The sequence below is a fragment of the Symploca atlantica LB2515 genome, assembly GCF_052546295.1.
The window spans coordinates 1,020,305-1,034,327 of record NZ_JBQWMT010000001.1 but is presented as its reverse complement, the minus strand read 5'-3'; the positions used below and the strand labels follow the sequence as shown (position 1 = coordinate 1,034,327).

The following is a 14,023-nucleotide window of genomic DNA, read 5'->3' as shown; positions in this document are numbered from 1 at the left end:
CGTTTTTGCAAGCATTTACTCATAAGATTTTAGATTTATTTTTTTTCAAGTAAAGCTGGCTTGTTCACAGATCTGTTAGTAGTCTTGCTTTCCTCAACATAAAAGTTAAAAATGTCTCTTTTTGGGAAATAATATCAGCTCTGCCTGTCATACCGGGTTGAATAACACATTGGCGCTTCCCTTGTTTCAAAGACAAGCTTTCCGGCTCGATAGTTACTTCATAGATGGCTGCACTAGCTACAGACTGATTAGAAGTACCGCTAGATTGAGGAGTAATCGCATCGGCAGAAATTCCTTGGACAGTGCCTTGGAGAGTGCCAAAACTGGGATAAGGACAAGCATCAATCCGGATGTCTACCTCTTGATCTAGGGCAATCTTATCGCGATCTTGGGTCTGCACCAGAGCTTTGATTAACAAAGAAACTTGACTCGGAGCAATTCGGGTAATCGTGTCCGTTTGGCGCACAAATTGACCTGGATTGCGCAGATTTAGTTGGATGATTGTGCCGTCAGTCGGCGCTTCAATGACACTTTGAGCAAGATCATTCTTTGTTTGTTGTAGTTCTTGTCTGTCACGCTCAATCTGGTTCTGGATTTCGATACGCCGTTGGGTTAATGCCTCTCGTTCTCTTCTCAAGGTAGCGGAGGTAGCTTTACCTGTCGCTTGTTCGCGGGCAATTTGTTCTTGAGCTGCCGTTACGGGTGCTACGCTAGGATTAAGCGCTGTTTTGATCCGTCTAAGTCTGGCCGTGGCAGTTTTCAAAGAGGCTTGTCTCTCTTCGATTTGTAGTTGTGCGATCGCGCCCGTGTCTGCTAGTTTTTCATAACGAGCTAGTTCATCTCTGGCTAATTCTAAAGCCGCTTCAGCTTCCTGCACTTCTGCTTGAGTGGTAATTCTCTTATCTTTGTATTCTCGTTGAACTCGCTCTAGTTCTGCTCGAGTAGCCGCTACAGTACGTTGAGCGCGATCGCTCTCGGCGCTAATTTGTTCATTGAGAGCTTTAACCTGAGCACTAATTTGCTCAAGTTGCCTCTGGTTTTGTTGGATATTTGTTTGTAGTTGTTTGCTTTGGGTTTGCAGGCGGGAGTCATCGATATAGGCGATCACTTCTCCTCGTTTGACTGATTGATTTTCCCTTACTTCGATACTTTTAACAATTCCCTCGGTTGCTGCTTGAACAATGCGTAGTTCGCCAACCGGGCGAATCGTAGCAGGGGCTTTGACAGTGATTTTGTATTGAAGGACACTAGCAAGGATGATGGCAGCACCAAAACCGCCCAAAAGAACTAATCCCCCGATAATTGTCCACCAGCCAATAGGGGGAAGAAATTCGTCTGGTTCAACGGGTTGGAGAAATTCTGGATTAGTGTCACTCAAGATAATTTGTTTCCTTGTGCCGCTACCAACTAACTAATCTTCTTCAGTCTACTTATAATAAAGGTTTGAAGAGCCGCAAAGAGGGCAAAGGAAAAAGTTGAGGAGTTTAGTGAGTAACTAAGTAATCAAGAGTGTGCTAGAAGGCAATCTACTTTGCTGGTGTCGTAGGCGATCGCAAAAATTTTTGTTTACTGATTGTTGAGGAACATACCCTTTTTGTCGCAGGGTAATCTGTATCGCCTCCATAATAATAGAGAAAGGGATTTTAGATTCCCCCGAACCCCTCTCGCGCCTGTTTTGTGTCCCAGCTGCTAGACTTTACCCTCTTCCCTCGATGCTATTAAGCAAAAAAGGCTACCCTTTACCCCTCAGTGCTCGTATTGAGCAGTTGCCCCTAATTCTGGCAGGGCCGACCCTGCGGCAGACGAAAAATAACTCTGTTACAGTATGGATTGCTCTGAGAGCCCCTCGTGAAGTTACCCTCAAAGTTTATGCTACTGCGAGTAATGGCACTGTTATCCAGGAACTGTTACTTAAGGGCTCGCATTCGACAGTACCCCTTGGTAAGTATTTACACATTGTTGCCGTTACGGCTGAGTCAATCGATCACTATCAGCTAACTTCAGGACAACTCTATGCCTATGATCTGAGTTTTGGCGACCAAGAAGAGAATCTTGCTCAAGCACTCAACACAGCAAACCCCAACACCCAAAGCCAATACCCCATCACCGTTAGCTATTTTCCGCATCAATTACCCACCTTTGCGATGCCGCCCTCAGACTTAAATGACTTGCGGCTGGCTCACGGTTCTTGTCGGAAGTTACACGGCTGTGGGCAAGATGCGCTACCCCTACTTGATGACTTAATTAAGTATCATGCTGATCAGCCTAATTCTCGATTGCATCAGCTCTTTTTGACGGGTGACCAAATCTATGCGGACGATGTTGCCGAACCCTTACTGTGGCTGGCAACAGAAGCTGGTGATACCCTGCTTGGTTGGGAAGAAAATCTACCTCTTCAGCAAATTTCAGCTACTGGCTATGAGTACAAGAAACCTGGTGAACTCAAGCCTGGACAACGCAGTGATATTGCCCAGCATTATGGCGGATTCACGGCGATGCTGCTGGATAGTCCCGAGGAAGCCAAAAGCCACCTGTTGAGCTTGGGCGAATACTTGTCAGTGTATCTGCTCTGTTGGTCACCAATTTTGTGGCCAGATATTTTTGCTCAAGGAAAGGAAGTTTACCAAGACAGTCAACGGGCTCAGCAGTGGGATAAGCAAGTTTGTCAACTTCAAGACTGCCTTAGTGGATTATGGAAGGTTCGGCGGGCTCTGGCGAATGTGACAACCTACACGGTTTTTGATGACCATGACATCAGCGATGACTGGTACATGAATTGTGCTTGGTGTAATAGTGTGTTGGGTAAACCTTTGGGCAGGCGTGTAGTACAGAATGGTCTCTTAGCTTATGCGGTTTTTCAAGCTTGGGGGAACACGCCGGAGCAATTTCAGCAAGGGCAGCCTGGTGAAAATTTGCTGAAAGCGGCAACAATTTGGTCAAACTCAGGAGGAACAGACCAGTCGGCCTCTGTAGCCATTGCCAAATGCTTAGGGTTGCCTCAGTTTGAACCGGGAACTGGTCTACCTAAGCTGAAATTTGATCAAGGAGTTTTTGTTCTGGATCGAGATTATCCTGACGGGACAGCATATTTAAAGTGGCACTACACTCTCAGAAGCTTAAAGCACGAAGTGGTAGTGCTAGATACTCGCACTTGGCGAGGTTATCCCCAAGGGCAGCAAGGGGAAATCGCACCGCCGATGCTTCTATCTCCCACAGCTTTTGAACAACAAATTAGGGAACCTCTAGAATTAACTGATCAGCTTAAACAAAATGGTGATTCTGCGATTGAAGTAACGTTGGTCGTGGTGCCAACTAATATGGTGAGTCTGCAAATTATTGATTTAGTGCAACAGCAGCAACTGGAAAAAGGCAATGTTTTCGATTCGGATGTAGGTGATGCCTGGAACTTAAATAAGACCGCTTTTTCTCGAATGCTGGCTGAGCTGTTCAAAGGACGGCAGAGGGTAGTGGTACTATCCGGTGATATACATTTCGGCGGTGCCGTTCGCCTGAATTATTGGCATAACCCCCGTTCAGAAAATTCTCAACCGCAATCAGGTGTTCTACCAGTAAGATTTCAAAACTCAGGTACGTTAGCACAACTAACAGCCAGCGCTTTCAAAAATAGCGAGTTTAAAACCCATTTAATCCATACCAAACTAAAATCTTTAGCATTAGAGCCGCCCCAGGACTGGGTAGGATGGAATAAGCCACCGCAACTGGTAGAAATTCAAGTAGTTCAAGGAAGGGTACAAAGCCTTGATTTGGCATTGCCGACTACTGGGCCAGTTGTACGGCAAATACCAAGAAGCCGTGGTAACTTGGACGTTGCTTGGAAAATTTTACCTAAAGATAGCAATTCCTTGCCTGACTGGCAATATCATGTGGAGTGGATTAAACGCCAAAAAGCAGCTTTTGCTCCCTGGAAAGAACAAGAGATCTTATCTACAATACCTCAGCAAAAAAAACCTGTGACTTGGTTAGGGAGGGCAACGAATTTAGTATCAATTCTTTGGCGAAATCCTTGGGTGCAAGAGGGCGAAGAAGTTGTAGGACACAGTAATTTTGGTCTAATTAGCTTTGTGTGGCCCCAAAATAATGAGGCGGCTAAAGCTGTTATACAAGATCTTTATTGGCAGCCACCCTGGCAACCGAATAGTGTTGTTTATAGCCGATATTTTGTGTCACTGAGCCTTGATACTGTGCCGTCATCATTACCTTCAGTTGAGCAATCGGTTTCTGCCACAAATTGCTCAACTTGACGTCAGGAACAGCAGCAGGAAGAAGCCTTAATTGCTCTGAATAGTTTTCAGGCGAAAACTAGCTATTTCTAACCTCACTCTGCTACTAATCTAGTGATTAGAATTATTGGCAAATCTAGTCGTAATTGCTCGTTTACTGACCAAATTCAATTCTCGCCTGCTCAACAATCTCGACTGTTACTAGTTCCAGCTCTGCTTTACGAGTTAGCTGTTCAATCCTTTGCCTAGCGAGGGAGCGAACAAAATAAGGAATATTTTTTAGCTTGGCTTTAGCGTCAGCAGTCCATTCTGGAGTATCTGTCAAATTATAGCTGCTCATAGGTTAGCCCCTCAGTAATTAGTTTTATTAAGTAATTGGCAATACTTTAGAGTTAAATATTTCTTTCCTTATTATATAAGTAGTTTCTTAATTTACCTAATAAAGAACTTGCCTAAGCTATTTTTTATCAATTCCTTAATTATTGCCATTTAACTAAAACTTGATCAAGCTCAGATTAAGTTTTCCTAAACTAGTCTATATTTTGGCAACTAAATAGCAGAATCTTGATATGATACTGAACGCAACTACTTGTGTAAAACTAAATATACAGTTTTAAAACTACACATATCGCTGCAAAACTAAATATATCATGGTTGGTGCTCAGATATCGCTCCAGGAAAAACCCTATTCATCGCTGGCGTTACCGGCAGTGTAGAGAAGTATTTATATTGGGAGAACTGATGGTGAATAGTCAGTACACAATGCTTGAAAATGCGATAAACACTACTACAGTTAATAAGCCTTCAATATTTCCTAAGTCTTTACCTACTACTGGGGTGCCGAAAACCCTGGTAATGACTTATCTCCAGATGATTGATCAGTCTCAATTCCGTCCGGCATATCTCAACTATCTGGATGGAGTTAAGTTAATGTGTTTGTGCAAACCTGATGTGCAATTCTACCGATTTTTGTCTAGTTGCGTAGGCAAACAATGGCAACACGAAAGACTATCCAAATCTGATCTAGAAATTCAGGCACTGTTGGCAGATCCCAAAACTAGTATTCATGTTTTGTATGTAGATGGGGCACCGGTAGGATACATTGAAATGCTCAAACGCAAATACGGTCCATCAACTAATTTCTACTCTATAGAAATTGTCTACTTTGGTCTTAGGCGAGAGTATAGAAGGCGTGGATTGGACAAGCATTTACTTAGTCATGGTATTGCTTACGCTTGGAATAATGGTGCTCAACGCTTGTGGGTACACACGAGTAACTTAGAGACTCCCTATGTGTTGAATAATTACCTCCAGCGAGGTTTTAAAGTTTACAGAATTGAGAAAGAACCTATGCCACCGCACTATCTTTTAGATGCTTAGGATCGTTAAGTATCGCTCGATTAACTATTGAAGATTACCCAATGAGGGTACTGTCAAACCTTAATCAAGCAAGCGAATATGGAGTCATCAGCTAATGAGTCCGTTTGTTTAGGCAGTAGTCCAATCTCCGTTGCGAAATTTCAATAACCATCTGCATAAAAGTCGGACTCGGCACTGATAAGTGAAGCAAGAGACACAAATTTTATTTAACTTAGTATGAATTTGACTCCTGAACTAATCCGAGCTTTTACTCCTTTATTTCTAGGGACGATGGGTACTTTAATTGGTATGACTGCCCTTTTAACAGCGCAGGATCATCAAGACACAAGATTAACTGCGGCTTTGGGATTGGCAGGTACGGCTATTGCTGGGGCTGCGGGACTTGCGCAATCTCACCAGAGTGAAACAGGTGTTTCGATTAGGAAAGATGGGCAAAAATTTAAAATCGATAGTCCGCCTCCCTCTTCTCCCCAGGACACCTCTCAAGAGACATAAAGCTGAGCGTTGGAGGTTAGATAATTTCCTCCCGTCTCAGCTAATCCCATACCAAAGCCAGCCCAAACAATCCTATAGTGGAGTTGCTGGATATCCTTAAAAGATTGTGAAAGCTATTACTCTTCTCGGTTCTACCGGCTCTATAGGTACTCAAACTTTAGATATTGTTAGTCAGCACCCTGACAAATTCAGGCTTGTAGGATTGGCAGCTGGGCGTAATGTGCAAATGTTAGCTGCTCAGATTAAAAAATTTCGACCCGCGATCGCAGCAATTTGTGATCAAGAGAAATTTTCTGAACTTCAAGAAGCTGTTGCAGATTTAGATCCCCAACCAATTCTCTTGGCTGGAGAGTCTGGAGTTGTGGAAGTAGCTCGTTACGGGGATGCCGAAGCAGTAGTCACTGGTATTGTCGGCTGTGCTGGTTTATTACCAACAATAGCAGCTATTGAAGCTGGTAAAGATATTGCTCTGGCGAACAAAGAAACTCTAATTGCTGGTGGTCCAGTGGTGTTGCCATTGGTAGAAAAACACGGCATCAAGTTGCTACCAGCAGACTCAGAACACTCTGCAATTTTCCAATGTCTTCAAGGAGTTCCCCAGGGTGGCTTACGAAGAATTCTGCTAACAGCATCTGGTGGTGCTTTTCGAGATTGGCCGGTAGATAAGTTACCAGAAGTTAAAGTTGCCGACGCTTTAAAACACCCTAACTGGTCAATGGGTCGCAAAATTACTGTAGACTCAGCGACTTTAATGAATAAGGGTCTAGAAGTGATTGAAGCTCACTTTCTCTTTGGCCTGGACTACGACCACATCGACATTGTGATCCATCCCCAGAGTATTATTCATTCTCTCATTGAACTGCAAGATACTTCAGTTTTAGCCCAACTGGGGTGGCCTGATATGCGCTTGCCACTTTTGTATGCTTTGTCTTGGCCGGAGCGTATTTATACAGATTGGAAACAGTTAGATTTAGTGAAAGCGGGGAATTTGACCTTTCGGGAACCGGATCATCAAAAATATCCCTGTATGCAAATAGCCTATGCTGCTGGCCGTGCTGGAGGTTCGATGCCAGCAGTCTTAAATGCCGCTAATGAGCAGGCTGTGGCGCTATTTTTAGAGGAAAGAATTAGCTATTTGGATATTGCTCGTTGTATTGAAGATATCTGCGATCGCCACCAAGCTGATAACTGTCAAAATCCCTCCTTAGATGACATTACTGCTGCGGATGCTTGGGCAAGACAGGAAGTGTTAGCTGCTGTAGAAAGGGGTAAATTAACATCTCAAGGAACAGGCAAATTTCTCTCCCAGGCGGTTCTCTAGGAAGCCAAATGTTTTGAACACTTGAGTTTTTGCTTGGGGGAGTCTGTGTATCTACGCCCTAATCTGGCGATCAGCAACGTAGTGCTTTTACTCCCCCACTCTGCCAGGTTTTGATAGCGAAGTATCTAGAGTATCTAGAAGGCTTAATCCGATTAATGCTAAAAGTCTCAACCGAAGCTATCAACCCCCTGCTTAACTTGGGCATCTGGAGAAGCTTGATCAAGTCTGCTAGAACCCTGGTTTTACCTACAAAGGTTCAGGCTGCTGATTATTCGACAGTATGACCAACGGCTGTGATCATCTGTTTAATAGATTCCTCAGATGCTTCACTCTCAATGCTGACTGTCTTGGCTTCTAGATCGACGTCTACCTTGGCACCCGATTCATGGGTGAGAATTTCCTTGGTAATAGTATCTACACAGCCTTTACAGACAATACTCGGAACTTTTAACTTGATTGCAGTCATAATTAATATCTCATTCTTCTGCTTCTTTTCTACCTTAAGGGTTTTGTCACATAATTTTATCTACCTTAAGGGTTTTATTACAGTGAAAATATTATTCCTGTATTTTTAGTAACTATGTATGTTGTGGCTAGTTAAATCAAGTCCTCCAAAAACTCAAAGGGCCTAGTCGATTTATACTAGACCCCTTCGAGCGCAAAAAATTGAGTTTTCAACGAGTAAACTTTCCGACTACCAGTTTTAGATTACTAAGGTTTACAACTACCGCAGTTCAACCGCTAAATTACCAACATAGTTGCGTCTTTCCAGACCTCAGGTTTGGCTTTCTCCGGTCTACACCGGCTCTTTGCCACTTAATGCTATGCTTGGTTAGTTTTCACCGTGGTCGGGTCACAGACCGGAGGAATCATCATGCCCATGCCCTAAAATTTGTTTTTCTCCGGTTGTTATCCTGGAGGATGAATTCCACTCTTTTAAAGTAACACGGTTAGTATCTATAATTAGTTGTACTTTACTAAAGTTGACAAGCTTTTACAAGCTGTAATTCTCGCTAAAAATTGAGCATCATCTTTAACAACAAATGAGGCTGCTAATCAACTACTAAATTTAGTATCTTCACTTTGAGAAGCTTCATCAACTCCCTAACAGAGTAATGGGTTTAGCCAGTACTAGCTAAACCCATCAAATCGCAAAAGTTGGAGTTTTCAACGAGCAAATTGTCCGAAAGTCGATGGTTAATTACTCAGGTTTACAATTTGTCATAGCTCTATTAATTTTTTCCCCTAAACTATTTCCAAACTTTAGTTTTACCTCCTAACGACCTAACTTAATAACAGCCTATGGCAATCAAACTTAAAGCAGTATTTGCTGGGGGGAGCTATGCTGGGATTACAGAGCGGGGACATCGCACCTGCACCCTTTTCTTAGTTATAGTCCAGTTGTTTATCTGGATGATGTCCACCTTCAAATTAACACAGCAATCACTGACTTAATAAATAGTATTTACCGATGTTGATGAGTCTTTACAAACTGAAATCATTACTTTACTCAGGGCAATTTATTCTCGGTTGCTCTTCTTTTGTTTCCTTGAGTATCCTTGTCTCCTTAAGTCTCTGGTTGTGAGACACTAAAAAATTAAACAATCGGGACAAGACTAGCAGTAACCTGAGCTTTTGTGAGTTCCCATACCAAGCGTTGTCCTTGGTGCTTGTAAAGGGGCGATTGTAGTCTACCGGGCAGGTTGTTCATCAACTCTTTGGCTGCACTTAAGTCACACCCAGAAATCCGAGCAATCATGTTAGCACCTTCAAAAAGAGCCTCTTGGGTTAAAGCTTTCTCCACTTGTACTCGCCAGGTTTTAGGGGCAATACCAAGTTTTCCGAACTCAAGGCGGCGCAGTCCATCAATAGTGCCTAAAACTATTAAACGATCGCCTTTATCTAGACGCAAATCATCCGAGGGCATCAAACAAGGAGAGGCTTGTAGTTTCTGATATAAAACTGGCACCACTCCGTAGCCATAAGCAACTTCCGACAACAGCAATCCAGCGAGAGTAGGATTTGTGTCAACTTGGTATTCCGTCACCAAAATTGTTTGGTTGCCCAAGCGAAATAAACTGATAATATTTTCACCAAATGCTGCTCCAGCAAAAGCTTCTGCTGACAAAGCATAAGCACAAAGTACCGTCGCTTGTGGCAATAAAGAAGCTAAGTTCTCGCTTAATCCTTGCTCAAAGGTACGGATTACTATACGACAGTTGGGATTGGCGACCCGTGCCATTAAACCAATCTCTAAGTTGAGCATCTCATCTTCACTGCCAATAATGACGCTTTTAGCAGCAGCAAGATTAGCTTTAGCCAGGGCTGGTTTTAACCTCCCACTGGCACTCAACAAGGGCATGGCTGGTAAGATTGTTTCGTCAAAATCTGCGTCAAGAGTAATGCCGACAAAGGGTTGCTTTAATTCCAGTAATAGGGAAGCTACCTGTTGACCTACTCGACGCATGCCAATCACGATAATATGATCCCGCTGAGGAATCGGGGGACGCCTCTTGTTAAGCTGAAACTTTTTAGACAGTAACAGTTCAGTCAGTAGAGCATACAACACTCCCACAAAGGCAGTTCCTGCTAAAGTAAGCACCAGACAAAATAACTGCAACCACCAAGGCAATGGTTTATCTACTGGCTTAAAATCACCAAGCAAATCACCATATCCTCCTAAAAGCAGAATCGCTGTAGCGTAAAACGAAGACAGCAGTGTCGTTTTTTCGTCTCTGTAGTATAGATAAATCAACACCGTCCCTATCAGCCATAGAAGCAAAACTATCAGGCCGCAAACAACTGCAACTCGCCGAACCTGTAGCTGAGAATCCGGAGAACTCCAGAACTGACGCAAGCCTTGCAACAATTTCTCAAGGGTTAGGCGATTGAAAATTTTTGACCAAAGGGATTGTCTTTGTTGTCGATAAAAGGGTGTAACTTCTTGAGTCTGGTTTACTAGGGAGTATTCAGCTGTCTCGATATAAACCAGAGTGTCTCCCTCTTTAACTAGGGCATTTGGTTCCCATTGATGAAAGATATCAAAGATGGGGTTTTGATTGAGTTGACCTAGATTGTTACGGTAATTGCTTTTGCACTCAAGAATACGGCGGTGACGACTCTCTAGTTCGTACAATCGCCGCCCCTGACACCAATCATCGCTTGGTGTAATCTTTTGTTCAACTACTCTTAGCCATTGTCGTTCTAAGTAAAAAAAACCTTTGGTTTCAGTTCCTAAAGCTGCTAGGGCAAAGGCAATGGCTGGTTGTTGAATGGGTTCAAGAGCCAGAAAATCTCCTAAATGTTCGGTTAATAATTGATTGAAATTTTCTCTTTCTGAGCGAATTACTATACGCGGCACGGGAGTAAGTTTCCGCACTGCTAGAGCTGTTTGTGCGTTAACTTGTTCATCACTAGTAACAATAATCACCGCCCGACACTGAGCAATTTCAGCTTGGGCGAGGACACTTTTTTGGCGACAGTCACCAATAATTAACTTGTCTAATAAATTTGGTAAATCATTGATTTCCCAGTATTGAGGTTGTACTTTATCAATAGCAGTAACTTTGACCTTAAACTCTTTAAGAGCCGCAACACACTGTTGACCTAAGCCTCCTAGTCCACAGACTAAACACTGATCTATTGTGTCCTGAGGAGCATTGACTAGTGACTGAGGATTATGTGAGTGCATTTTAGCTGTAATTTGTCAATAAGTTTTCACTCGATTATAAATTCAGGATTTAGGGTTTAACTGCTTAGGGACACAGGGAGATCTGCGGTGCAGTGGGCTTTATTGCCTGATCACTGTAAAAATAGATAACAAGTTGACTGATAAGCAAAAACTTCCCAGAAAGCAGAAGCGTTGAGTCAGACTTTTTCCCCGACGCCCCTGCCTGAATTCCTAATGCCTTAGAAATGACCATGCCTGACTCTCCCCAATTCCTTAGTGGTAGCGATATCCGACAAACGTTCCTCGATTTCTACGCCCAAAGGCAACATCAGATGCTGCCTAGTGCTTCTCTAGTGCCGGAAGATCCTACGGTACTGTTGACAATCGCAGGTATGCTTCCCTTCAAACCAATTTTCCTGGGACAACGCCAGCCGGAATTTGACCGCGCCACCACTTCCCAAAAGTGTATCCGCACCAATGATATAGAAAACGTGGGACGCACGGCGCGGCATCATACCTTTTTTGAGATGCTGGGTAATTTTAGCTTTGGGGATTATTTTAAAGAACAAGCGATCGCTTGGGCATGGGAACTTTCTACTAGAGTATTCGGCTTACCTCCAGAACGTCTTGTTCCCAGTGTATTCACAGAAGATGACGAAGCTTTTGCCATCTGGCGGGATAAAATTGGTGTTCCTGCCCATCGTATTCAGCGGATGGGAGAAGAGGACAATTTCTGGACTTCTGGCCCAACTGGCCCGTGTGGCCCTTGTTCAGAAATTTACTATGATTTTCACCCAGAAAAGGGCGACAAAAATATTGATTTAGAAGACGACACCCGGTTTATAGAGTTTTATAACTTGGTGTTCATGCAGTACAACCGGGATGCTGAGGGCAACCTGACACCACTGCAAAAGAAGAACATTGACACCGGGATGGGGCTGGAGAGAATGGCGCAAATTCTCCAGCAGGTGCCAAATAACTACGAAACTGATTTAATTTTCCCCATTATTAAAACCGCAGCCAAGATTGCTGGGGTTGACTATGCCAAGAGTGACGAGAAGACGAAAACTTCTTTTAAAGTAATCGGTGATCATGTAAGAGCAGTTGTACACATGATTGCCGATGGTATCACGGCTTCTAATGTTGGTCGTGGTTATATCCTACGCCGCTTAATTCGTCGCGTTGTGCGTCACGGCAGATTACTAGGTATTGAAGGGGAATTTATCTGCCAAGTTGCAGAAAGTGCGATCGCACTTTCTGAGGTAGCTTATCCTAATGTGCGGCAACGGGAAGGGGTAATTAAAGCAGAATTGCAACGGGAAGAATCGCAATTTCTCAAAACCTTGGAACGGGGTGAGAAGTTGTTGGCAGAAATTCTTGCCAAAAAGCCAAAACAGATTTCTGGTGAAGATGCTTTTACCCTCTATGACACCTACGGTTTCCCCTTAGAGTTAACTCAAGAAATCGCTGAAGAACAGGGTTTAACTGTCGATGCAGCAGGCTTTGAAGCAGAAATGGAAGCCCAACGACGGCGTGCCAGAGATGCCCATGAAACTATTGATTTAACAGTACAGGGCAGTATTGATAAATTGGCAGAACATATCCATGCCACCGAATTTTTCGGTTACACTCAACCTCAGTTAACAGCAAAAGTAGAAGCGCTGTTAGTCAGTGGTATCTCGGTAGAATCCGCTGAAGCAGGTGCTGAAGTTCAGGTAATTTTAAATCAAACCCCCTTCTATGCCGAATCTGGGGGACAAATTGGCGATCGCGGTTATTTCTCCGGTGATAATGTTTTAGTACGCATCGAAGATGTTAAGAAAGAATCAGATTTCTTTGTCCACTTCGGAAGAATTGAACGCGGTACTTTACAGTTAGGAGACACCGTTGCAGCACAAATTGACCGTGCTTGCCGCCGTCGTACCCAAGCTAATCATACGGCAACTCACTTATTGCAAGCAGCCCTGAAAAAGATTGTTGATTCTGCTATTTCTCAGGCAGGTTCTTTGGTATCTTTTGACAGATTGCGGTTTGATTTCAACTGTCCTCGTGCTTTGACATCGCAAGAATTGGCACAAGTTGAAGAGCAAATTAATACTTGGATTAGTGAAGCGCACATAGCAGAAGTTGCGGTAATGCCGATTGCAGAAGCTAAAGCTAAAGGTGCAACTGCTATGTTTGGGGAAAAGTACGGGGATGAAGTGCGAGTAATTGATTTCCCCGGTGTTTCCATGGAATTATGCGGCGGTACTCATGTGAGTAATACTGCTGAAATTGGCGTGTTTAAGATTATCTCAGAAGCGGGTGTTGCTTCCGGTATTCGGCGCATTGAAGCAGTAGCAGGGCCAGCGATTCTCGATTACTTAAATGTACGGGATAAAGTAGTTAAGGAATTGAGCGATCGCTTTAAGGTAAAACCGGAAGAACTACCGGAACGTGTTACTAATTTACAAACTGAACTTAAGGCAACTCAGAAACAGTTAGAAGCGGCTAAACAGGAACTTGCCTTAGCTAAATCTGACCAACTACTTAACGAAGTGGAATCAGTTGGTGAGTTTAAAGTTTTGGTTGCGGATATGGGAGAAGTTGACCCTGATGCTTTGAAAACAGCGGCGGAAAGATTGCAGCATAAGTTAGGAGAAAGCGCTGTAGTTTTAGGTTCTGTTCCGGCGGAAGGCAAGGTAAGTTTAGTCGCAGCTTTTAGTCCCAAAGTTAACAAAGAGAAGAAGTTACAAGCTGGTAAGTTTATCGGTGGTATCGCCAAGATTTGTGGTGGTGGTGGCGGTGGCCGTCCTAACTTAGCCCAAGCTGGGGGAAGGGATGCAAGTAAGTTGGGTGAAGCGTTGGCGAGTGCGAAGCAGCAGTTAGTTGATGGGTTGAAGTAGTTTTATGGGGTGGGTAGGTACTCACCTCACC

Annotated in this window: 10 protein-coding genes; 6 read left to right on the top strand and 4 right to left on the bottom strand. The window is 43.5% G+C overall.

Translation table 11 applies throughout. The features are described 5' to 3' along the window. Nucleotides 1-64 precede the first annotated feature (64 nt). Nucleotides 65-1,378, bottom strand: coding sequence for an HlyD family secretion protein (locus ACT7WV_RS04400; protein ID WP_445101732.1), 1,314 nt, complete (start codon nucleotides 1,376-1,378; stop codon nucleotides 65-67). Between the two features lie 334 nt (nucleotides 1,379-1,712). Between ACT7WV_RS04400 and ACT7WV_RS04395 the strand changes: the two genes are divergently transcribed. Beyond that, nucleotides 1,713-4,262 (top strand): PhoD-like phosphatase, encoded by a 2,550-nt coding sequence (locus tag ACT7WV_RS04395; RefSeq protein ID WP_445101731.1) that lies wholly within the window; start codon nucleotides 1,713-1,715, stop codon nucleotides 4,260-4,262. A gap of 133 nt (nucleotides 4,263-4,395) precedes the next feature. On the opposite strand, the gene ACT7WV_RS04390 is transcribed toward ACT7WV_RS04395, so the two are convergent. Further along, a complete protein-coding gene (locus ACT7WV_RS04390; RefSeq protein WP_445101730.1) occupies nucleotides 4,396-4,581 on the bottom strand; it encodes a PCP reductase family protein in 186 nt (61 codons plus the stop codon). A 401-nt stretch (nucleotides 4,582-4,982) separates the two neighbouring features. On the opposite strand from ACT7WV_RS04390, the gene ACT7WV_RS04385 reads away from it, so the two are divergent. The 3 genes from ACT7WV_RS04385 to dxr all read left to right on the top strand — a co-directional run bounded on the left by ACT7WV_RS04385 (nucleotide 4,983) and on the right by dxr (nucleotide 7,437). Beyond that, nucleotides 4,983-5,621 (top strand): GNAT family N-acetyltransferase, encoded by a 639-nt coding sequence (locus tag ACT7WV_RS04385; RefSeq protein ID WP_445101729.1) that lies wholly within the window; start codon nucleotides 4,983-4,985, stop codon nucleotides 5,619-5,621. 216 nt (nucleotides 5,622-5,837) lie between these two features. Next, nucleotides 5,838-6,116, top strand: coding sequence for a hypothetical protein (locus tag ACT7WV_RS04380; protein ID WP_445101728.1), 279 nt, complete (start codon nucleotides 5,838-5,840; stop codon nucleotides 6,114-6,116). A gap of 106 nt (nucleotides 6,117-6,222) precedes the next feature. Then, nucleotides 6,223-7,437, top strand: coding sequence for a 1-deoxy-D-xylulose-5-phosphate reductoisomerase (gene dxr / locus ACT7WV_RS04375; RefSeq protein WP_445101727.1), 1,215 nt, complete (start codon nucleotides 6,223-6,225; stop codon nucleotides 7,435-7,437). Between the two features lie 268 nt (nucleotides 7,438-7,705). On the opposite strand, the gene ACT7WV_RS04370 is transcribed toward dxr, so the two are convergent. Beyond that, a complete protein-coding gene (locus ACT7WV_RS04370; protein WP_445101726.1) occupies nucleotides 7,706-7,903 on the bottom strand; it encodes a heavy-metal-associated domain-containing protein in 198 nt (65 codons plus the stop codon). A gap of 836 nt (nucleotides 7,904-8,739) precedes the next feature. Here ACT7WV_RS04370 and ACT7WV_RS04365 point away from each other — a divergent pair. Beyond that, entirely contained in the window at nucleotides 8,740-8,892 is a 153-nt protein-coding gene (locus tag ACT7WV_RS04365) for a hypothetical protein (RefSeq protein ID WP_445101725.1), read from the top strand. A 142-nt stretch (nucleotides 8,893-9,034) separates the two neighbouring features. On the opposite strand, the gene ACT7WV_RS04360 is transcribed toward ACT7WV_RS04365, so the two are convergent. Then, a complete protein-coding gene (locus ACT7WV_RS04360) occupies nucleotides 9,035-11,128 on the bottom strand; it encodes an NAD-binding protein (protein WP_445101724.1) in 2,094 nt (697 codons plus the stop codon). 230 nt (nucleotides 11,129-11,358) lie between these two features. Between ACT7WV_RS04360 and alaS the strand changes: the two genes are divergently transcribed. After that, complete coding sequence (gene alaS / locus ACT7WV_RS04355; protein WP_445101723.1) at nucleotides 11,359-13,992, top strand: alanine--tRNA ligase; 2,634 nt, start codon at nucleotides 11,359-11,361, stop codon at nucleotides 13,990-13,992. Nucleotides 13,993-14,023: the final 31 nt, after the last annotated feature.